Below are 21,635 nucleotides of genomic sequence, written 5' to 3' on the forward strand. Positions count from 1 at the left end.
CGGGTTTAAGGGAGTGACCGGATGAAAATCATCATCCTTGGAGCAGGGCAGGTCGGTGGCACGTTGGCCGAACATTTGGCCAGCGAAGCCAACGACATCACCGTGGTCGACACCGATGCCGAACGCCTGCGCAACCTCGGCGACCGTCTCGACATCCGCACCGTACAAGGCCGCGCCTCGTTCCCGACGGTACTGCGCCAGGCCGGTGCCGATGACGCCGACATGCTGGTGGCCGTGACCAACAGCGACGAAACCAACATGGTCGCCTGCCAGGTCGCCCACACCCTGTTCCACACCCCGACCAAAATCGCGCGGGTGCGCGAAGCGGCCTACCTGACCCGCGCCGGGCTGTTCGACAACGACGCGATCCCGGTCGACGTACTAATCAGCCCGGAACAAGTGGTCACCCACTACATCAAGCGCCTGATCGAGATCCCGGGCGCCTTGCAGGTCATCGACTTTGCCGGCGGCAAGGCGCAGCTGGTCGCGGTGAAGGCCTATTACGGCGGCCCGCTGGTCGGCCAGCAACTGCGCCAGCTGCGCGAGCACATGCCAAACGTGGAAACCCGCGTCGCGGCGATTTTCCGGCGCGACCGCCCGATCCTGCCCCAGGGCGATACCGTGATCGAGGCCGACGACGAAGTGTTTTTCATCGCCGCCAAGGCGAATATTCGTGCAGTCATGAGCGAAATGCGTCGCCTCGACGAAACCTATAAGCGCATCGTTATCGCGGGCGGCGGGCAGATCGGCGAGCGCTTGGCCGAAGCCATCGAAAGCCGCTACCAGGTAAAGATCATCGAGATGAGTCCGGCACGCTGCCGGCATTTGTCCGACACCCTGGACAGCACCGTCGTACTGCAAGGCAGCGCCTCGGACCGCGACCTGCTGATGGAAGAAAACATCGCCGACGCCGATATCTTCCTGGCCCTGACCAACGATGACGAAGCCAACATCATGTCCTCCTTGCTGGCCAAGCGGCTGGGCGCGAAGAAGGTGATGACCATCATCAATAACCCGGCTTATGTCGACTTGATCCAGGGCGGCGATATCGACATCGCCATCAGCCCGCAGCTGGCGACCATTGGCACCTTGCTGGCCCACGTGCGCCGTGGCGATATCGTCAGCGTGCACTCCCTGCGCCGGGGGGCGGCGGAAGCCATCGAGGCGATCGCCCACGGTGACTCGAAGTCGAGCAAGGTGATCGGCAAGGCCATCCGCGATATCGGCTTGCCGCCGGGCACCACCATTGGGGCGATCATTCGTGATGAAGAGGTGATCATTGCCCACGACGATACGGTGATCGCCACGGGTGACCATGTGATCCTGTTCCTGGTGGATAAAAAACATATTCGCGATGTGGAGAAACTGTTCCACGTGGGCTTGAGCTTTTTCTGATCGAACGGAGTGAACCGACATGCTCGAATCCCTGGAAAAGATGCTGGCCAAGGGTGTGGATAACGCATTGCTGCGCTTTGGTTTGGGCAAGGGTTATCTGGACTTGAAGGACAACGCCAGGGCGGCGGAGCATTTGCACAAGTGTGTCGAGTTCGACCCGAAGTATTCGGCGGCGTGGAAGTTGTTGGGCAAGGCGCAACTTGGACTGGGTGATCAGGCCGCAGCGCGCCAGGCGTGGGAGAAGGGTATCGAAGCCGCCCAGGCCCATGGCGACAAACAGGCTGAAAAAGAGATGACTGTGTTCCTGAAAAAACTCGGCCGCCAAGCCTGAATGGAGATCAAAAATGTGGGAGCGGGCTTGCTCGCGAATGCAGAGTGTCAGTCACTGACTATGTATCCGACATACCGCATTCGCGAGCAAGCCCGCTCCCACATTGGTTTTGCATCCACCTTGAGTCCGTCGCGAATCAGTACCACCGCTCCTCACCCGGCGGGCGTTTCTTGAAGCGCTTCATGCTCCACATGTACTGGCTCGGGTAGGCGCCGACATAACGCTCCACCACCTTGCTCATCGCCGCACAGGACGTGGCGGTGTCGGTGCTATACATGTCTTCCGGCGCCGCTTCCAGGATCACTTTGTACCCCGAACCATCCGGCAGGCGCAGGGCATGCAGGAACACGCCAACGGCCTTGTGGCCCGCGAGCATGTTCGGTACGAACTTGCTGGTCAGCGCCTGGGTGGCGAAGAACGGCACGAAGATACCGGCGGATTCGGCCGGCTCCGGGTCGGCCGGAATACCCACCTGGCCGCCTTTGCGCACTTCCTTGATCACACTGAGGATGCCTTCCTTGGTCGACGCCGCCACGCGGTTACCCAGTTGCACACGCTGTTTGCGCAGCAACTCATCCACCGCCTTGAGCTTGGGTGGGCGGTAGAAAATGATCGGTTTGCACTGGCTGCAATAGAAGTGGTTCAACACCTCCCAGTTGCCCAGGTGACTGGTGATGCCGACCACGCCTTTGCCCGAGGCGAGGGCCTGGTGCAACACTTCAAGGCCTTCGACTTCGCGCACCAGATCGATGGAGCGCTGGGCCGGCCAGATCCAGGCGCAGGCGCTTTCGGTCAATGATTTGCCGATGTCCATCAGACTGCGGCCGACCAGTGCTTCGCGCTCGGCGGGGTCCATGGCGGGGAAACACTTGGAGAGGTTGATCCGCACCGTGTCGCGGGACCGGTTGGGGGTTTTCCACATGATCCAGCCAATAGCCGTGCCGACCGCCTGGACAGCCCGCCAGGGCAGCAGGGCAAATAACCGAAGAGCGCCTACCAGCAAGGCGCCTTTAAACTTTTCCACGGGTCACTCCTGATCGTGTGTGGTGCGCAAGGCCGGCATTCTAACCGGCGTTGGCCAGATCCGCGTAACGGTCGCAGTCCCGGGTGTGGTCCATGACCATGCCCGAGGCCTGCATGAAGGCATAACAAATGGTCGGCCCAACGAATGTGAAACCGGCTTTTTTCAGCGCGCGGCTCATGGCTTCGGCTTCGGGCGTGATGGCCGGCACTTCACTGCGGTCCCTGAAATGGTTGACCTTGGGCACGCCGCCGACGAACGACCAGAGCAAACCCACCGGGTCCTCCAGCGCCAGCCAGGCAGCGGCATTACGCCGGGTCGCGTTGAGCTTCAGGCGGTTGCGCACAATGCCCGGATCCTGCATCAACGCGTCGATCTCGTCATCGCTCAACCGCGCCAGGCGTTGCGCATCAAAGCCGAACAGGACCTTTCGATAATGCTCACGCTTGCGTAAAACGGTGATCCAGGAAAGGCCCGCCTGGAACCCTTCGAGCAAAAGCAACTCGAACAAACCCTGCGCATCGCGCAACGGCGTTCCCCACTCCTGATCGTGATAAGCCATGTACAGCGGATCTTCAGAACACCAAAAGCAGCGTGGCATAAGGCTCCAGGGGATGGTGGCGCGGCCGAATCGGGTATACTCCCGCTCTTTAAATCGCAGCCCAAGTAACAGGTGAATTTCGTGAGCCAGCCTACGCCAGCCGTGCGTACCTTCCAAGACTTGATCCTCGCCCTCCAGCAATACTGGGCCGAGCAAGGTTGTGTGGTACTTCAGCCCTACGATATGGAAGTAGGCGCCGGCACTTTCCACACCGCTACATTCCTGCGGGCCATCGGCCCGGAAACCTGGAACGCCGCTTATGTGCAGCCCAGTCGTCGCCCGACTGACGGCCGCTACGGCGAAAACCCGAACCGTCTGCAGCACTACTACCAGTTCCAGGTGGTATTGAAGCCCAACCCGGACAACTTCCAGGAACTGTACCTGGGCTCGCTCAAGCATGTTGGCCTGGACCCGCTGGTCCACGACATCCGTTTTGTCGAAGACAACTGGGAGTCGCCGACCCTGGGCGCCTGGGGCCTGGGCTGGGAAGTCTGGCTCAACGGCATGGAGGTGACGCAGTTCACGTACTTCCAGCAAGCGGGCGGCATCGAGTGCTACCCGGTCACCGGCGAAATCACCTACGGCCTCGAGCGCCTGGCCATGTACCTGCAGGGCGTGGACTCGGTCTACGACCTGGTATGGGCTGACGGCCCGTTCGGCAAAGTCACCTACGGCGACGTGTTCCACCAGAACGAGGTGGAGCAGTCCACCTACAACTTCGAACACGCCAACGTCGACAAGCTGTTCGAACTGTTCGACTTCTATGAAAGCGAAGCCAAGCGCTTGATCGAACTTGACCAGCCGCTGCCGCTGCCAAGCTATGAAATGGTGTTGAAGGCGTCCCATACCTTCAACCTGCTGGATGCCCGCCGTGCCATCTCGGTCACCGCGCGTCAGCAGTACATTCTGCGTGTGCGCACCCTGGCGCGTTCCGTCGCCCAAGCCTACCTGATGGCTCGCGCCAAGCTGGGCTTCCCGATGGCAACCCCGGACCTGCGTGATGAAGTATTGGCTAAGCTGGAGGCTGCACAATGAGTGCTCAAGATTTCCTGGTTGAACTGGGCACCGAAGAGTTGCCACCCAAGGCGCTCAACACCCTGGCCGATGCGTTCCTGGCCGGTATCGAAAAGGGCCTGCACAGCGCCGGCCTGAAGTTCGAAGCGAAGAAAGTCTACGCCGCGCCACGTCGCCTGGCCGTGCTGCTGACCGCGCTGGAAACCCAACAGCCGGACCGCAGCATCAACCTCGACGGCCCGCCGCGCCAGGCCGCATTCGACGCAGAAGGCAACCCGACCCAGGCTGCCCTCGGCTTTGCCAAAAAATGTGGCGTGGAGCTGAGCGAGATCGACCAGAGCGGCCCGAAACTGCGTTTCAGCCAGGTTATCACCGGCAAGCCGACCGCCAGCCTGTTGCCAACCATCGTCGAAGACTCCCTGAACGACCTGCCGATTCCCAAGCGCATGCGCTGGGGTGCGCGCAAGGAAGAGTTCGTACGCCCAACCCAATGGCTGGTGATGCTGCTCGGTGACCAGGTTATCGACTGCACTATCCTGGCCCAGAAGGCTGGCCGTGATTCCCGTGGTCACCGCTTCCATCACCCGCACGCCGTGCGCATCACTTCGCCGGCCAACTATGCCGCCGACCTGCGCGCCGCTTACGTGCTGGCTGACGCCAATGAGCGTCGCGAGCTGATCAGCAAGCGCACCGAAGAGCTGGCCCGCCTGCAGGAAGGCACCGCCATCGTGCCGCCAAGCCTGCTCGACGAAGTGACCGCGCTGGTTGAATGGCCGGTGCCGCTGGTGTGCTCGTTCGAAGAGCGTTTCCTCGACGTGCCGCAAGAAGCGCTGATCACCACCATGCAGGACAACCAGAAGTACTTCTGCCTGCTGGACGTGGACGGCAAGCTGCTGCCGCGTTTCATTACCGTGGCCAACATCGACAGCAAAGACCCGCAGCAAATCATCGCCGGTAACGAGAAAGTCGTGCGCCCGCGCCTGACCGATGCGGAGTTCTTCTTCAAGCAAGACAAGAAGCAGAAACTCGAAGACTTCAACCTGCGCCTGCAGAACGTGGTGTTCCAGGAAAAACTCGGCAGCGTCTACGACAAGGCCGTGCGTGTTTCCAAGCTGGCCGCCTACATTGCGCCTCGCATTGGCGGTGATGCCGCCCTGGCTGCGCGCGCAGGCCTGCTGTCCAAGTGCGACCTGGCCACCGAGATGGTTGGGGAATTCCCGGAGATGCAAGGTGTTGCCGGCTACTACTACGCCCTCAACGACGGCGAACCGGACGACGTAGCCCTGGCCCTGAACGAGCAGTACATGCCACGCGGTGCCGGTGCCGAACTGCCAACCACGCTGACCGGTGCTGCCGTAGCCATCGCCGACAAGCTGGATACCCTGGTGGGTATCTTCGGCATCGGCATGTTGCCAACCGGCAGCAAAGACCCGTACGCCCTGCGCCGTGCGGCCCTGGGTGTGCTGCGCATCCTGATCGACAAAAAGCTGGACCTCGACCTGACCCTGGCCGTGGTGTTCGCGGTCGGACAGTTCGGTGCCAAGGTCAAGCAAGCGGGCCTGGCCGAGCAAGTGCTGGAGTTCGTGTTCGACCGCCTGCGTGCGCGTTACGAAGACGAAGGCGTGGACGTTTCGGTGTACCTGTCGGTACGTGCCCTGCAGCCAGGTTCGGCGTTGGACTTCGACCAGCGCGTACAAGCCGTACAGGCCTTCCGCAAATTGCCGGAAGCCGACGCACTGGCCGCCGTGAACAAGCGTGTATCGAACCTGCTGAGCAAGGCCGAAGGCCTGGGCAACGTTGACGTCGATCCAGGCCTGTTTGCCGATGCCAAGGAGTTCTCGCTGAACTCGGCCATCGCCAAGGCCGAAAACGCGGTGAAGCCGCTGATCGCCGAACGCAACTACGCCGAAGCATTGGCGCGCCTGGCCACCTTGCGTGAGCCGGTCGATGCGTTCTTCGAAGCGGTGATGATCAATGCCGACGATGCCGGCGTGCGCAAAAACCGCTACGCCATGCTCGCGCGTCTGCGCGGCTTGTTCGTCAATATCGCTGACATATCGACCCTGAGCTGAGCATGTTGAAACTGCTGATTCTCGATCGGGACGGGGTGATCAACTACGACTCCGACGCTTACATCAAGTCGGTGGCGGAATGGATTCCGTTGCCCGGTTCGATCGAGGCCATCGCGCAGTTGAGCATGGCGGGCTGGACGGTGGCCATCGCCACCAACCAGTCCGGCATCGCCCGTGGCTACTACGACATCGCGACCTTGGACGCCATGCATGCGCGCTTGCGCACGTTGGTGGCCGAGCAGGGCGGTGAAGTCGGGCTGGTGGTGTATTGCCCGCATGGCCCGGACGACGGCTGCGATTGCCGCAAACCCAAGCCAGGCATGTTGAAAATCATTGCAGAACATTACAAGGTGCCCTTGGCTGGGATATGGTTCGTCGGGGACAGCCTCGGTGACCTGGAGGCGGCCAAAGCCGTCGACTCTCAGCCAGTTTTGGTTAAGACCGGGAAAGGCGAAAAGACCCAGGTGAAAAACCTGCCGGTAGGCACCTTGATTTTTGACGATCTGGCGGCTGTTGCCGCAGAACTTATCAACAACTAGCCGCCCTCGACTTCCTGGCCAAGGAGTGTTCGGGAGTGCGCTTTTAACAGGCGGGCCTTGTCCCGCAACGGTAAATGCCGCCATGTCGATTTTGCAGGCCATCAGAACCTTTTTCTTTTACCTGCTGCTGGGCACCAGTTCCTTTCTCTGGTGCACCCTGAGCTTTTTTATTGCGCCGTTCCTGCCGTTCAAGGCGCGCTATCGCTTTATCAACGTCTATTGGTGCCGCTGCGCGTTGTGGCTGTCCAAGGTATTCCTGGGCATTCGCTTCGAGATCAAGGGCGCGGAAAACGTCCCGGAGCAGCCCTGCGTGATTCTGTCGAACCACCAGAGCACCTGGGAGACGTTCTTTTTGTCGGCGTACTTCTCGCCGTTGAGCCAGGTGCTCAAGCGTGAGTTGCTGTACGTGCCGTTCTTCGGCTGGGCCATGGCGATGTTGCGTCCGATCGCCATCGACCGCGATAACCCCAAGGCTGCGCTCAAGCACGTAGCCAAGAAAGGCGACGAGCTGCTCAAGGACGGCGTTTGGGTGCTGATCTTCCCCGAAGGCACGCGTGTTCCTTACGGCACCGTAGGCAAGTTCTCACGCGGCGGTACCGCCTTGGCGGTCAACGCCAACTTGCCAGTGCTACCGATTGCCCACAACGCCGGCAAGTTCTGGCCAAAGACCGGCTGGGCGAAACGCGCGGGCACCATCACGGTAGTGATTGGCGAACCCATGTACGCCGAAGGGGAAGGACCCCGCGCAATTGCAGCGTTGAATGACCGTGCCCAGGCATGGAATCAAGCGCAGCAGCGGGCCATGGGTTCGTTGCCGCCGGAGCCGGTCGTGGTCGACACACCGGTGATCTGAGCATCTGTGGATAACCTGTGCACGGTATGTTGGCGAATCGCCTTGTTTGCTGCATAAGAAGCTGATTTACATACATATTTCCAGAGGTCATAAAATCAGGGAAAAGGTGCATAAGTTTTTCCCGCGTAAAAAACCGGTCCTGGCGACCGGTTTTTTATGCACAGCGCAAACGTACGTTTTTCACTCTTCAAGTACGGGCAGTTGCAGGCAGAAGAGGGTGCCTCTACCCACCACGCTCTCGCAGCTGATGCGACCACCGTGGCGCTCTATCACGGCCTTGACCATGCTCAGCCCCAATCCCAAACCTTCACTGCCTTGAGCCGAATCGAAGCGTCGGTATTGGCTGAATAGTTCCGGCAGGTCCGTCGCGGAAATCCCCGGCCCCTGGTCACTGATACGACATTCCAGCCAACCCTGTGCAGTGCTGTGCCTCAACCTGACGGTCGTCCCCGAAGGCGAATACTTGATGGCGTTCTCCAGCACATTGAACAGTGCTCGGGTGAGCAGTGACTGATCGGCCGACACCATGCCCTCATCGGCTTCATCCAGATCATGAACCAGATGAATCCCCTTGAGTTGGGCGAGCACTGCCACTTGGTCGAACGCGTCCATCACCAACATGGCGAACAAGGTTGGCTGGAACTGATAACCGTCGGCCTCAGCCTTCGCCAACTGTACGAACGATTCGGTGAGGCCCAGGGCACGCCGCACTTGCTGCTCGATCTGGGCGAATACCGGGGACTCGCCGTTATGCACGTCCAGCAGGGCCAGGATTGCCGAGTGCGGCGCCCTCAGGTCATGGGAGAGAAACCGCAACATCGTCTCGCGGTGTTGCTGGGCTTCGCGCTCCTTACTCAAATCCGTCAGGCTCAGCAGCCAGCCGAGCGCGATGTCGCCTTCGGCTGGTAACAAGGGCGCCAACTCCATGCGCAGACTGCGCTTGTGGATATCCCGGAACTCGACCAACTCCAGCACCGAGAGGGCAGGGCGCACGCCATTGTGCAGCGGCGGGTAGCCCAAATCCGCCAATTGCTCCAGCAGGTTTTCGTTGACCAGGACGTTGCCGAACACTTCCCGCGCAATGCGATTGGCCAGCAGGATATTGCCCCTGGGGTCGGTGATCAGCGTCGCGACCGGCAGGCACTCCAGGCCGTCGGCCATGAAGCGGCGGGTATCGCGCGTGCGGCTGACCGCTTGCTCCAGGGCGAAGATACGCGCCTGCAACACATCGCCTTTGCTGGCAGGCGCGCGGCGACGCTCGGGCAGGACCTTGGGTTCGTTATCCAGGCGCGCCAGCTCCCAGCCGAAATAGGCGAGGATCACGCTGAGGCGACGCCAGTTCCAGATCAGGTAACTGAGCAGCAGGCCGATCAGGCAGGCTGCAGGCGACCACCAGTGGCCAAGGCGTAACAGCGCCAACGAACCGAGCAACGCGGCAGCCATGCAGCCCAACGTCATCCATAGCGCATAACGAGGGCGGTAGAGCAGCAGGCCCAGCAGCAATGCGACCAGTGAAGTCGCCATCAGCGCCGCAAGCCAGCCCGGCAGATCAACAATGCTGCGTCCCTGCAGCAAACCATTGAGCACGTTGGCCTGGATCTCAACACCTGCGGTGGTGCCAGCTTTGGAGGAGAGCGGCGTGACAAACCGATCGCCCATCCCGGAAGCCGTCGATCCGACTAAAATCAGGCGGCTGCGTAGCTGCTCGGGGGGGACTTCGCCGCGCAAAACGCTGACGTAGGACACACTCGGGAAATGGGTATGCGGCGCGATAAAAGGTATACGAATAGCGTGCTCTCGATGCCAGGGCTGGGCAGTTGATTGCAGCGGCTCGCCTGGCATTTGGGATAACTCGCCGCTCATCTCATAGGCCAGCCAAGCCAGTTGCGCAGCCGTAGCATCGGGTGGGCCTTCACGCAGATACAGGCTGCGAACCACGCCGTCATTGTCCGCTTCCACGTTGATATGGCCCACGCCTTTAGCGCATTTGAGCAAAGGCATCATCTGCGCGCCGGGCTGGCTGTAGCCCGCAGCGCCTTCTCGCACCAATGGCATCAGGACATTGCCGGCGTTGCAGACCGCTTCTGCCAGGCGTTTGTCATTGGCGGCGTTGCCAGGCTCACTGAAGATGACATCGAACAGAATACTCGCCGGTTGCCCAGCGCTCAGGCGATCTATCAGGTCGGCGTGCAAGCTACGCGGCCACGGCCATTGGCCAAGTTTTTTCAGACTCGGATCATCAATGGTCACCAACAGGATACGTGGGTCCACAGGCAACGGGGTGAGACGGCGCAGGCTGTCATACAACGGATTGTTCAAGGCCAGGCCTGGACTCAACGACAGGTACGCCGTGATGGGCAGTAACAGTAAACCGATCCACAACCACTCCCGCACCAGGCCGTGGAAGAGCCGCTGTGCATGAGTGGGTTGACGTTTCTCGGCCTTGCCCCAGAGCATCATCGGTCAGCGCGCCTGGGCAATGGGTGGGTGGTAGAAGATGTCATAAACCCCGGTTTCTCCCTCAAGGCCGTTCTCGTCGTATGCCGACAAGCGCACGTGATAGAACGAGGCTTTGAGCCCAGTGAAGCTCACTTTCGGCGCGCTGGAAAAGTTTTCCTGCTTGATATCCATAAAGGCTTTATCGGCCGCGACCTGCGCGCGGTAGCGTCGCGCACCGGGCAAGGGCCGCAGGTACAAATTCCAGATGGGCGCGTCGCCTTGTTGGCCGTCCTGCCCCATGAGCTTGGGTGCTGCAAGCAACTCCACGGGGTTCAGGTCGCCCTGTTTCTTGAAGAGCAAACCTTGCCGGGCGCCAACCTTGACCTCACTTTCGGCTGGCTTGGCCTTCATCCCGCGATTAACGGCTACCTGACCGTCCAGCACTTCAAGCACCGATTGCTCAGCGTCGTTGCGCACCCGAAAGTGAGTGCCCCTTACGCCCAGCACCCCCACCGGCGTCACGATCTGGAAGCGATCATGGTCGCTGACTCGCTTGATCACATACGCCTCGACTTGGCCCTGTTCGATTACGACTCGAGGAATTGACAGCGTCTTCTCCATCTGCAATCGCACCTGGGAGTTGGAAGGCAACACCACTCGGGATCCATCACCCAGCAACAGGCTGACAAACGCGGACGCCGAGGTCTTCACACCTTCTTGTTCATCGATGGTCATGCCATCGCGCAAGGGAGTCACGCTGCCTTTCGTATCGATTTTCCAAGCTTCTCCGGTGAGATGCTGAACCACCGCAGGCAAAGGCTGGGCCCGGCATGAGAAATCAGCATCGATATAGGGTAAGCGGACGTTGACCGCAGCACCCGCAGAGCCGACCGCCATGACTGACAACAAGGGGAGGACGCGGCGCAAGCAATTGCGGGAAAGGGTCATGGTGCTCATTAAGGTTGGGGAGAGGGCGTCTGGCATCTGCGCATGAGAGTTTACGACAGCGCATGCGTCGGTTGATCCTTTTCCTTAGGGTCGGGAGCCGGTATCTTTCCCACATCGCTATCGAGCATTTTCAGTGGGATAACCACTCATTGTTCTCAGCGTAACGAGAGATCCAAGGGGTCGACGGATCTGAGCACAATTCTTCAGATTCAACGACTGGCATCTGCGCAGCGCGTGCCCATAACCGAAACCGGCGACGGCTGCTGTACTCTTAAAAAGAAAGGACCCACCCATGCGTGTCGCAATACTGGATGACGAACCCGCGGAACTGCGCCGGGTGGAACAGACACTGCGACAAATCCCCAGCACCGCCGAACAGCCCTGGACCCTGCATTGCTTCGAGCGCGGCGAAGACCTGCTGCGCCAACTGCGCCGGGAAACCTTCGACCTGTTGATACTCGACTGGCAACTGCCCGATATCACCGGCATTGCCCTGCTGCGCTGGACCCGCGAACATATGGAGTCCCCGCCCGCCGTCATCATGCTCACGAGCCGTGACGCCGAGAGCGATATTGTCACCGCACTGAACAGCGGCGCCGACGATTACGTCAGCAAACCCTTTCGTCCTAACGAATTGAAAGCACGGGTCACGGCGGTCTTGCGCCGGCATGGCCTGCAAAAGTCAGCTACCCATGAAGTGCAGAGCTTCAATGACCTGACCTTTGACGATGCTGAACTGACCGTGACCCGTGCGGGCAAACCAATCAATCTCACCGAGCGTGAGTATCGCCTGGCCAGTTGCTTGTTTGCCAACCTGGCTCGGCCACTGTCCCGTGAGTATCTTTACGAGCGGTTCTGGACCCACGAAGAAATGGTTTCGTCACGGCCACTGGATACGCATATCTACCGGCTACGCAACAAGCTGGGGCTGACGGCGGATCGAGGTTGGCAGTTGTTGACGATCTATGGGTATGGGTATCGGTTGGAGAGCGTGGCGACCGCTTCTCAAGGCTGAAAACGCCGATGTTCCACGTGGAGCATTTTAAAATTCGCTGATTTGCTCAAATAAAAAAGGCCAACGCTAAGCGTTGGCCTTTCTGTTTCCCGCGCTCTAAATGGATCAGAAGTCCAGGTTAGAAACCGCCAGGGCGTTACTCTCGATGAAGTCACGGCGAGGCTCGACCGCATCACCCATCAGGGTGTTGAAGATCTGGTCTGCGCCAATGGCGTCTTCAATGGTCACCCGCAGCATGCGACGCTGGGCTGGGTCCATGGTGGTTTCCCACAACTGATCCGGGTTCATTTCACCCAGACCTTTGTATCGCTGGATGGTATGACGCTTGGTGCTTTCAGCCATCAACCAGTCAAGGGCTTCCTTGAACTCCTTGACCTGCTTCTTGCGTTCGCCACGCTGAATATAAGCGCCGTCGTCCAGCAAGGTGCTCAGTTGAGCGCCCAAGGTAACCACGGTCTTGTAGTCATTGCTGCCAAAGAAGTCGCGGTTGAAGGTAACGTAGTTCGACAGACCGTGGGAGATCAGTTCCACCTCGGGCAGCCACACGTTACGTTCACGATCTTCGCGCAAGCTGGCTTTGTAGACCAGGCCGGATTTTTCCGAAGTGCGCAGGCGAACTTCGTATTGTGCCAGCCAGTTTTGCATATGCGCATGATCGCCCAGCTGTTCAAGGCTGACAGACGGCAGGTAGATGAAGTGCTCGGTCAGCTCCTGAGGGTACAGGCGCGACAGACGCTTCAGCGTTTTCATGACCATGCGGAAGTCGTTGACCAAGCGCTCCAACGCTTCACCGGAAATACCCGGGGCTTCGTCGTTCAGGTGCAAGCTGGCGTCTTCCAGGGCCGACTGCGTCATGTACTCTTCCATGGCGTCGTCGTCTTTGATGTATTGCTCTTGCTTGCCCTTTTTCACTTTGTACAACGGCGGCTGGGCGATGTAGATGTAGCCACGCTCGATCAATTCCGGCAACTGACGGAAGAAGAAGGTCAGCAGCAGGGTACGGATGTGCGAACCGTCGACGTCAGCATCGGTCATGATGATGATGTTGTGGTAGCGCAGCTTGTCGATGTTGTACTCGTCACGGCCGATACCGCAGCCCAGCGCCGTGATCAAGGTGCCGACTTCCTGGGAGGAAATCATCTTGTCGAAGCGCGCCTTCTCGACGTTGAGGATCTTGCCCTTCAACGGCAGGATGGCCTGGGTGCGACGGTTACGACCCTGCTTGGCGGAGCCGCCAGCAGAGTCACCTTCCACCAGGTACAGTTCGGAGAGGGCAGGGTCCTTCTCCTGGCAGTCAGCCAGTTTGCCGGGCAGGCCGGCGATATCCAGCGCGCCTTTACGACGGGTCATCTCACGGGCTTTACGCGCCGCTTCACGGGCTCGTGCGGCGTCGATCATCTTGCCGACGACCAGCTTGGCTTCGTTCGGGTTTTCCAGCAGGAAGTCGGAGAAGTACTTGCCCATCTCCTGTTCCACTGCGGTCTTCACTTCGGAAGATACGAGCTTGTCTTTAGTCTGGGAGCTGAACTTCGGATCCGGCACTTTTACCGAAATGATCGCCGTCAGGCCTTCGCGCGCGTCGTCACCGGTAGTGGCAACCTTATGCTTCTTGGCCAAGCCTTCGGCTTCGATGTAGGTATTCAGGTTACGCGTCAGTGCGGAACGGAAACCCACCAGGTGAGTGCCGCCGTCGCGCTGTGGGATGTTGTTGGTAAAGCACAACAGGTTCTCGTTGAAGCTGTCGTTCCACTGCAGGGCGATTTCCACGCCAATGCCATCTTCACGCTGGATGTTGAAGTGGAACACCTGGTTGACCGCAGTCTTGTTGGTGTTCAGGTACTCAACGAATGCACGCAAGCCACCTTCGTATTTGAACAGTTCTTCCTTGCCGCTGCGCTCATCCTTGAGGACGATACCGACACCGGAGTTGAGAAAGGACAGTTCACGAATACGCTTGGCCAGGATATCCCAGCTGAAGTGGATATTCTTGAAGGTGTCCGCCGATGGCTTGAAGTGGATCTGCGTACCGGTGGATTCACTGTCCCCGACGATCTTCATCGGTTCTTGTGGAACGCCGTGAACGTAGGTCTGCTCCCAGATTTTACCGCTACGGCGGACCGTCAGGATCAGCTCTTCGGACAGTGCGTTCACTACCGAAACACCCACGCCGTGCAAACCGCCGGAGACTTTGTAGGAGTTGTCGTCGAACTTACCGCCAGCGTGAAGCACGGTCATGATGACCTCTGCCGCCGACACGCCTTCTTCTTTGTGTACGTCTACCGGAATACCACGACCGTTGTCGCGTACGGTAATCGATTCATCCGGATGGATGATGATGCTGATGTCGTCGCAGTGACCGGCCAGGGCTTCGTCGATGGAGTTGTCGACCACCTCGAACACCATGTGGTGCAGACCGCTACCGTCATCAGTGTCGCCAATGTACATACCGGGACGTTTGCGTACGGCATCCAAACCTTTCAGCACTTTAATGCTGGTCGAGTCGTACGTGTTTTCTTCGCTCATGCCTTCACTCCCGATGGTCGTGGGTCTGGGTGATACGGCCCTGTTCCACGTGGAACAAAGCGACTGGCGTTTCCGTCTGCCAGCCTTCCCTCAATAATTCGTGGTCTACACAAGTGATGAACACCTGGCAGCGTAATTCTTCCAACAAGCGGCATAGCGCGCGGCGATGTTGCTCGTCGAGTTCGGACGGCAAGTCATCCACCAGATAAATACACTGTCCACGGCGGGCCTGGCTAACCAAGTGACCCTGGGCGATCCGCAGTGCACATACCACCAACTTCTGCTGGCCACGGGACAAGATATCCGCAGCATTATGAGCGCCTAACCTAAGGCGCAAATCAGCCCGTTGGGGACCGGCCTGGGTGTGGCCAATTTGCTGATCCCGCTGCAAGGACGTTGCGAGCACTGCACTAAGCTCACGTTCTTTGTCCCAGCCACGGTAATAACTCAGCGTCAGCCCCTCGAGATCCAACAACTCACTCAAGGTCTGCTCAAAGACTGGTTTCAAGGCTTTGATATAGGCGCGGCGGTACTCATCTATTTCATCGCTGGCCAGGCACAGTTCACGGTCCCAGGCCGCTTGCGAAGCGGCGTCAAGTGTACCATGCCGCAGCCATGAGTTCCGCTGCCGCAGGGCCTTCTGCAGGCGCTGCCAAGTGGCCATGAACCGTGGTTCCACGTGGAACACGCCCCAATCGAGGAATTGCCTGCGGATTTTTGGCGCACCTTCCAACAGACGAAAGCTGTCGGGGTTGATCAACTGCAATGGCAAAATTTCCGCCAACTGCGCCGCACTGCGAGCATTTTGCCCGTCAATGCGAATTTGGAACTCTCCACCGCGATCGCGCGAGATCCCGAGGCTACTGTGCCCACCCTCCGCTAGTTCAACTTGGCCGAACACCGTACACGCCAATTGCTCGTACTGGATAACTGGTAACAAGCGAGCACTGCGAAAGGAACGGGCAAGCCCCAGCAGGTGGATGGCTTCCAGCACGCTGGTTTTGCCGCTGCCGTTGGCGCCGTAGAGGATATTGATGCGAGGGGAGGGAGAGAAGGTCACCGGGTGCAGATTGCGCACCGCGGTGACCGAGACGCGACTAAGGGACATCTAGCTTCTGCTGAGCATGATTATAGGCGCATCGGCATAACAACGTAAGCCGAGTCGTCGTTGTCGGATTCCTGTACCAGGGCGCTACTGTTGGAGTCCGACAGAATCAGGCGAACCTGTTCGGTGGTCATCACACCCAGCACATCCAGCAAGTAGCTCACGTTGAAGCCGATTTCCAGAGAGCCGCCGTTGTAGTCAACGCCCACTTCTTCTTCCGCCTCTTCCTGCTCCGGGTTGTTGGCCTGGATTTTCAGCTGCCCGTTGGCCAGTTGCAGACGGATACCACGGTACTTTTCGTTGGACAGGATCGCAGTACGGCTGAACGCTTCACGCAACGCCTGACGATCGCCGATCACCAGCTTGTCACCGCCCTTGGGCAGTACACGCTCGTAATCCGGGAACTTGCCGTCGACCAGCTTGGAGGTGAAGGTGAACTCGCCGGTGGTCGCGCGAATGTGATGCTGACCCAGCACGATGCTGACGTTGCCTTCGGGCTCAGTGAGCAGGCGAGCCAGCTCAAGGATACCCTTGCGCGGCACGATCACCTGGTGACGGTCCGGCTGGCCGATATCGGCGCGCATCGAGCACATCGCCAGACGGTGACCGTCGGTGGCCACGGCGCGGATAATGCCTTCAGAGACTTCAAGTAGCATGCCGTTGAGGTAGTAACGCACGTCCTGCTGCGCCATGGCGAAACTGGTGCGTTCGATCAAACGACGCAGCTTGCTCTGTTCCAGGCTGCACGTCAGCGAACCCGGGCCTTCTTCCACCGTAGGGAAATCATTGGCCGGCAACGTGGACAGGGTGAAACGGCTGCGGCCTGCCTTGACCACCAGCTTCGCTTCATCGACCTTGATGTCGATGAGCGCGTCGTTGGGCAGGCTTTTGCAGATGTCCATCAGCTTGCGTGCCGGCACGGTGATCTCGCCAGGTTCGGCGGGCTCTTCCAGCTGCACGCGGCCAACCAGCTCGACTTCCAGGTCGGTACCGGTCAGGGACAATTGCTGGCCCTCGACCACCAGCAATACGTTGGAAAGCACCGGCAAGGTCTGTCGGCGCTCGACGACGCCTGCGACCAGTTGCAGGGGTTTCAACAGGGCTTCGCGTTGAATGGTGAAATGCATGGTCTAGTCCCTTGCCTTAATAAGCTGCGCTGGTGTCATCACGTTGTCAGTGTACGCAGCAGGTTCTTGTAGTCCTCGCGAATATCCGCGTCGGATTCCTTAAGTTCATTGATCTTGCGGCAGGCGTGCAAAACCGTGGTGTGATCGCGACCGCCGAACACATCGCCGATTTCCGGCAGGCTGTGGTTGGTCAACTCCTTGGAGAGCGCCATGGCCACCTGACGGGGACGTGCCACCGAGCGCGAACGGCGCTTGGACAGCAGGTCGGAAATCTTGATCTTGTAGTACTCGGCCACGGTGCGCTGGATGTTGTCCACGCTCACGAGTTTGTCCTGCAGCGCCAGCAAGTCTTTCAGGGACTCGCGAATCAACTCGATGGTGATGTCGCGGCCCATGAAGTGCGAGTGCGCAATGACCCGCTTGAGTGCACCTTCCAGCTCACGCACGTTGGAGCGAATGCGTTGAGCGATGAAGAAAGCAGCATCGTGGGGCAGGTCGACTTTGGCCTGGTCGGCCTTTTTCATCAGGATCGCAACGCGTGTTTCCAGCTCCGGCGGCTCTACAGCAACGGTCAGGCCCCAGCCAAAGCGTGACTTCAGGCGTTCTTCCAGGCCTTCGATTTCCTTCGGGTAGCGGTCACTGGTCAAGATGACCTGTTGGCCGCCTTCGAGCAGGGCGTTGAAGGTGTGGAAAAACTCTTCCTGCGAACGTTCCTTGCGGGCGAAGAACTGGATGTCATCGATGAGCAATGCGTCAACCGAGCGGTAGAACCGCTTGAACTCGTTGATGGCATTGAGCTGCAGGGCCTTGACCATGTCAGCCACGAAACGCTCCGAGTGCAGGTACACCACCTTGGCATTCGGATTTTTCTTTAATAGATGGTTGCCCACCGCGTGCATCAAGTGGGTCTTACCCAAGCCAACGCCACCATAAAGGAAGAGCGGGTTGTAACCGTGCTTGGGGTTATCAGCGACCTGCCAGGCGGCTGCGCGAGCCAACTGGTTGGATTTACCTTCGACGAAGTTCTCGAACGTAAACGTGCGGTTCAGGTAGCTGGTGTGCTTGAGAGCGCCTTCGACCTGCACAGTGCGCTGTTCAGCGCGAACCGGCGCTTGCTGGGAGGCGGCGCCTGCCATGGGATCGAAGCTGTCGCGAGACGGCTCTTCATGTTGCGGCGCGTTTTTTTGCGCCGAGGGTTTCGAAGGCGCGGGCGCGGCGGCGGTTGCAGTCGCCACCGGTGCCGCGGCGGCCTGGGCCTGCGAGGCCGCGGCGGCCAACGGCGCGTTAGGCGCAGCGCGAGGCGCGGAGCTACGTTTGCTGCCTATCAATAAGGAAAGCACGGGCGCGAGACCGTTGCCGTGCTCATCGAGCAATTCGAGAACGCGGCTCAGGTACTTCTCGTTGACCCAGTCGAGAACAAAACGATTGGGTGCATAGACACGCAACTCGTCGCCTTCGGCTTCGACCTGTAGTGGACGGATCCAGGTGTTGAATTGCTGGGCAGGCAGCTCATCGCGCAAAAGCTCCACGCACTGCTGCCAAAGTTCCACTGACACGGATATCCCCTAAGTTGAAAGCCGGTGAGGCAAAAACAGCCGCCATTGTAGCGGCGCGCCGTCCACTTATCCACATGTAGCTTGATCACAGGGCAGCCAAAATCAACGTCTTGACGGTAATAAAGGCGACCAATGGTCTGTGCATAAGCTCTGTGGATAAGCGCCCTTGAGGTCGTTGCACAAGTGGGGGCGAAAGTCTGTTGATAACCTGCCTGTGGATAACATGCCATTCCACACACAGCTTATCCGACAGCGCAGCACAGGCAGAGCACCGCTTCTCCCCCGTGTTGTCATTCTCTGTACAGCACGTAAAACAAGGGCTCAAACCGGTTATCCACAGATGATCGCCTGCCTAGCTTTTATAAGCTTTACAGAAAAGCTTTAAATAACTTCCTTCTTTATTTTTATATCTATGCTCAAGCCTGAGAAAAGCCTGGCGCACAAAAAAGGTCAAATGGCTCGTGGAGAAGTAATTGAAGGAAAAGCTGGTTGGAAATTGACCTAGAGGCTTGCTTTCTCTAGAATCGCCGGTCTCTTAAAACGGGGGCCATTCCGGCCCGTTGTGGACGAACCAGGTAACAACGCCATGAAACGTACTTTCCAACCAAGCACCATCAAACGCGCCCGTACTCACGGCTTCCGTGCTCGCATGGCTACCAAGAACGGCCGTGCTGTCCTGTCGCGTCGCCGCGCCAAAGGTCGTGCGCGTCTGGCAGTTTGATAATCCGGTACTGGTGGTGAGTCAGGACTTCAGTCGGGAAAAGCGTCTGCTAACCCCCCGGCATTTCAAGGCAGTCTTTGACTCCCCCACCGGCAAGGTTCCGGGGAAAAATCTCCTGCTCCTTGCGCGTAACAACGATCTTGATCACCCCCGTCTCGGGTTGGTGATCGGCAAGAAGAGCGTAAAGCTCTCCGTTGAGCGCAATCGCCTCAAGCGTCTGATGCGCGAATCGTTTCGCCTCCACCAGGACACTCTGGTTGGTTGGGATATTGTTATCGTCGCGCGCAAAGGCTTGGGTGATGTAGAAAACCCCGAATTGATTCAGCATTTCGGCAAGCTCTGGAAACGTCTGGCGCGTACCAACAAACCAGCTCCAGCGGCCAGCACCGAAACTGTAGGGGTAGACAGCACTGATGCGTAAACTGGCACTCGTTCCGATCCAGTTTTATCGCTATGCCATCAGTCCCCTGATGGCCAGCCACTGTCGTTTCTACCCCAGTTGTTCCTGCTACGCGTTGGAGGCCATAGAAAATCATGGCGTTCTGCGCGGTGGCTGGCTGACCTTTCGTCGTTTAGGTCGCTGTCATCCGTGGAATCCCGGTGGTTATGACCCGGTTCCACCTATCCCTACCTCCCGTTCTTCTTCGATGGCCGAGTAATCATGGATATTAAACGCACGATCCTGATCGTCGCCCTGGCAATCGTGGCCTATGTTCTGGTGCTTCAGTGGAACCAGGACTACGGCCAGGCTGCCCTGCCGACTCAGAATGTTGCTACCAATCAGGCTGCGCCGGCTATTCCGGACGCCCCGCTGGGTAACAATGCGTCCGCGAGTGCCGATGTTCCCAGCGCGAATGGCGAGACACGCGCCCCGTTAGAAACGCCAGTGGTCACCAACAAAGACCTCATCCACGTCAAAACGGATGTGCTCGACCTGGCTATCGACCCTCAAGGTGGTGATATCGCGCAGTTGAAACTGCCGCTGTATCCACGTCGCCAAGACCATCCGGATGTTCCGTTCCAGCTGTTCGACAACGGTGGTGAACGTACTTATCTGGCGCAGAGCGGCCTGACCGGTACCAATGGTCCGGATGCACGTGCTGCCGGTCGTCCGGTTTATTCGACCGAACAGAAGAGTTATCAGCTGGCTGATGGCCAGAACCAGCTGAACGTCGACCTGAAATTCAGTCTCGATGGCGTCAACTACATCAAGCGTTTCAGCTTCACCCGTGGTTTGTACGACTTGAAGGTCACTTACCTGATCGACAACGAAAGCGACAAACTTTGGAGCGGCAACCTGTTTGCCCAGCTCAAGCGTGACGCCAGCTCCGATCCTTCTTCCAGCACCGCCACCGGCACCGCGACTTACCTGGGCGCAGCCCTGTGGACAAGTAACGAGCCGTACAAAAAAGTGTCGATGAAAGATATCGACAAGGGCTCGCTGAAAGAAACCGTTCAAGGTGGTTGGGTAGCCTGGCTGCAACACTATTTCGTGACCGCCTGGATCCCGAACAAGGGTGAAGCCAACCTGGTTCAAACCCGCAAGGACAGCCAAGGTAACTACATCATTGGCTTTACTGGCCCGGCGTTGACCGTCGCACCCGGTGCCAAGGCAGAAACCAGCGCTACCCTGTACGCCGGCCCGAAAAGCCAAGCCGTGTTGAAAGAGTTGTCCCCAGGTCTTGAACTGACTGTGGATTACGGCTTCCTGTGGTTCATTGCCCAGCCGATCTTCTGGCTGCTGCAACATATCCACAGCATCGTCGGTAACTGGGGCTTCTCGATCATCTTCCTGACCATGCTGATCAAGGGGATCTTCTTCCCACTGTCGGCGGCCAGCTACAAGTCGATGGCGCGCATGCGTGCCGTGGCTCCGAAACTGGCGGCGTTGAAAGAACAGCATGGCGATGACCGGCAGAAAATGTCCCAGGCCATGATGGAGCTGTACAAGAAAGAGAAGATCAACCCGCTGGGTGGTTGCTTGCCGATTCTTGTACAGATGCCGGTGTTCCTGTCGCTGTACTGGGTACTCCTGGAAAGCGTGGAAATGCGCCAGGCACCGTTCATGCTGTGGATAACCGACCTGTCGATCAAGGACCCGTTCTTTATCCTGCCGATCATCATGGGCGCGACCATGTTCATCCAGCAGCGTCTGAACCCGACTCCGCCGGACCCGATGCAGGCCAAGGTGATGAAAATGATGCCAATCATCTTCACCTTCTTCTTCCTGTGGTTCCCAGCGGGCCTGGTGCTGTACTGGGTGGTCAACAACGTGTTGTCGATCTCTCAACAGTGGTACATCACACGTAAAATCGAAGCGGCTACCGCAAAAGCCGCGGCGTAATTTACTCTGTGGGTAACCACTCAAGACGCCC

The 21,635-nt window shown here is 58.8% G+C and carries 19 protein-coding genes; 11 read left to right on the forward strand and 8 right to left on the reverse strand.

Annotation, left to right across the window (positions count from 1 at the left end):
• Positions 1-21: 21 nt before the first annotated feature.
• Positions 22-1,395: a Trk system potassium transporter TrkA gene (gene trkA / locus H0Z09_RS00430; RefSeq protein WP_010565843.1), complete on the forward strand. Its 1,374-nt coding sequence runs from the start codon at positions 22-24 to the stop codon at positions 1,393-1,395.
• Between the two features lie 19 nt (positions 1,396-1,414).
• Complete coding sequence (locus tag H0Z09_RS00435) at positions 1,415-1,726, forward strand: hypothetical protein (RefSeq protein WP_186685915.1); 312 nt, start codon at positions 1,415-1,417, stop codon at positions 1,724-1,726.
• A gap of 136 nt (positions 1,727-1,862) precedes the next feature.
• On the opposite strand, the gene H0Z09_RS00440 is transcribed toward H0Z09_RS00435, so the two are convergent.
• Positions 1,863-2,750: a lysophospholipid acyltransferase gene (locus H0Z09_RS00440; RefSeq protein WP_076952172.1), complete on the reverse strand. Its 888-nt coding sequence runs from the start codon at positions 2,748-2,750 to the stop codon at positions 1,863-1,865.
• Positions 2,751-2,790: 40 nt separating this feature from the next.
• Positions 2,791-3,348, reverse strand: coding sequence for a DNA-3-methyladenine glycosylase I (gene tag / locus H0Z09_RS00445; RefSeq protein ID WP_186685918.1), 558 nt, complete (start codon positions 3,346-3,348; stop codon positions 2,791-2,793).
• 81 nt (positions 3,349-3,429) lie between these two features.
• On the opposite strand from tag, the gene glyQ reads away from it, so the two are divergent.
• The 4 genes from glyQ (at position 3,430) to H0Z09_RS00465 (ending at position 7,826) form a co-directional block, all read left to right on the forward strand.
• A complete protein-coding gene (gene glyQ, locus H0Z09_RS00450; RefSeq protein WP_064384049.1) occupies positions 3,430-4,383 on the forward strand; it encodes a glycine--tRNA ligase subunit alpha in 954 nt (317 codons plus the stop codon).
• Positions 4,380-6,434 carry a glycine--tRNA ligase subunit beta gene (gene glyS / locus H0Z09_RS00455; protein ID WP_186685921.1) on the forward strand — a complete coding sequence of 685 codons (2,055 nt, stop codon included), beginning with the start codon at positions 4,380-4,382 and terminating at the stop codon, positions 6,432-6,434. Before glyQ ends, glyS begins: the two co-directional genes overlap by 4 nt.
• 2 nt (positions 6,435-6,436) lie before the next feature.
• On the forward strand, positions 6,437-6,973 hold the full coding sequence (gene gmhB, locus H0Z09_RS00460) for a D-glycero-beta-D-manno-heptose 1,7-bisphosphate 7-phosphatase (protein WP_186685924.1): 537 nt from the start codon (positions 6,437-6,439) through the stop codon (positions 6,971-6,973).
• 82 nt (positions 6,974-7,055) lie between these two features.
• On the forward strand, positions 7,056-7,826 hold the full coding sequence (locus H0Z09_RS00465) for a lysophospholipid acyltransferase family protein (RefSeq protein ID WP_186685927.1): 771 nt from the start codon (positions 7,056-7,058) through the stop codon (positions 7,824-7,826).
• A 180-nt stretch (positions 7,827-8,006) separates the two neighbouring features.
• Here the strand turns inward: H0Z09_RS00465 and H0Z09_RS00470 are convergent, their stop codons facing one another.
• Entirely contained in the window at positions 8,007-10,286 is a 2,280-nt protein-coding gene (locus H0Z09_RS00470) for a CHASE2 domain-containing protein (protein WP_186685930.1), read from the reverse strand.
• 3 nt (positions 10,287-10,289) lie between these two features.
• Positions 10,290-11,162, reverse strand: coding sequence for a FecR domain-containing protein (locus H0Z09_RS00475; protein ID WP_238340185.1), 873 nt, complete (start codon positions 11,160-11,162; stop codon positions 10,290-10,292).
• A gap of 343 nt (positions 11,163-11,505) precedes the next feature.
• Between H0Z09_RS00475 and H0Z09_RS00480 the strand changes: the two genes are divergently transcribed.
• Positions 11,506-12,228 carry a response regulator transcription factor gene (locus H0Z09_RS00480; RefSeq protein WP_186685936.1) on the forward strand — a complete coding sequence of 241 codons (723 nt, stop codon included), beginning with the start codon at positions 11,506-11,508 and terminating at the stop codon, positions 12,226-12,228.
• Between the two features lie 105 nt (positions 12,229-12,333).
• On the opposite strand, the gene gyrB is transcribed toward H0Z09_RS00480, so the two are convergent.
• From gyrB to dnaA, 4 genes are read right to left on the reverse strand one after another with little or no spacing between them, the layout of a single operon-like run.
• Positions 12,334-14,751, reverse strand: coding sequence for a DNA topoisomerase (ATP-hydrolyzing) subunit B (gene gyrB / locus H0Z09_RS00485; RefSeq protein ID WP_076952166.1), 2,418 nt, complete (start codon positions 14,749-14,751; stop codon positions 12,334-12,336).
• Positions 14,752-14,755: 4 nt separating this feature from the next.
• Positions 14,756-15,859, reverse strand: a complete 1,104-nt coding sequence (gene recF / locus H0Z09_RS00490; protein ID WP_186685939.1) for a DNA replication/repair protein RecF — start codon at positions 15,857-15,859, stop codon at positions 14,756-14,758.
• A gap of 20 nt (positions 15,860-15,879) precedes the next feature.
• Positions 15,880-16,983 carry a DNA polymerase III subunit beta gene (gene dnaN, locus H0Z09_RS00495; RefSeq protein WP_065875580.1) on the reverse strand — a complete coding sequence of 368 codons (1,104 nt, stop codon included), beginning with the start codon at positions 16,981-16,983 and terminating at the stop codon, positions 15,880-15,882.
• A gap of 38 nt (positions 16,984-17,021) precedes the next feature.
• On the reverse strand, positions 17,022-18,539 hold the full coding sequence (gene dnaA / locus H0Z09_RS00500; protein WP_186685943.1) for a chromosomal replication initiator protein DnaA: 1,518 nt from the start codon (positions 18,537-18,539) through the stop codon (positions 17,022-17,024).
• A 586-nt stretch (positions 18,540-19,125) separates the two neighbouring features.
• Between dnaA and rpmH the strand changes: the two genes are divergently transcribed.
• The 4 genes from rpmH to yidC are packed head-to-tail and all read left to right on the forward strand — an operon-like array spanning position 19,126 to position 21,604.
• Complete coding sequence (rpmH, locus tag H0Z09_RS00505) at positions 19,126-19,260, forward strand: 50S ribosomal protein L34 (RefSeq protein ID WP_003213577.1); 135 nt, start codon at positions 19,126-19,128, stop codon at positions 19,258-19,260.
• A gap of 16 nt (positions 19,261-19,276) precedes the next feature.
• Positions 19,277-19,681 carry a ribonuclease P protein component gene (rnpA, locus tag H0Z09_RS00510; protein WP_197678492.1) on the forward strand — a complete coding sequence of 135 codons (405 nt, stop codon included), beginning with the start codon at positions 19,277-19,279 and terminating at the stop codon, positions 19,679-19,681.
• Positions 19,674-19,919, forward strand: a complete 246-nt coding sequence (gene yidD, locus H0Z09_RS00515) for a membrane protein insertion efficiency factor YidD (RefSeq protein ID WP_048402126.1) — start codon at positions 19,674-19,676, stop codon at positions 19,917-19,919. Before rnpA ends, yidD begins: the two co-directional genes overlap by 8 nt.
• Positions 19,920-19,921: 2 nt before the next feature.
• Positions 19,922-21,604 carry a membrane protein insertase YidC gene (gene yidC / locus H0Z09_RS00520; RefSeq protein ID WP_186685946.1) on the forward strand — a complete coding sequence of 561 codons (1,683 nt, stop codon included), beginning with the start codon at positions 19,922-19,924 and terminating at the stop codon, positions 21,602-21,604.
• Positions 21,605-21,635: the final 31 nt, after the last annotated feature.

It is taken from the genome of Pseudomonas sp. SWRI18, assembly GCF_014268345.1.
Lineage (GTDB): Bacteria > Pseudomonadota > Gammaproteobacteria > Pseudomonadales > Pseudomonadaceae > Aquipseudomonas > Aquipseudomonas cedrina.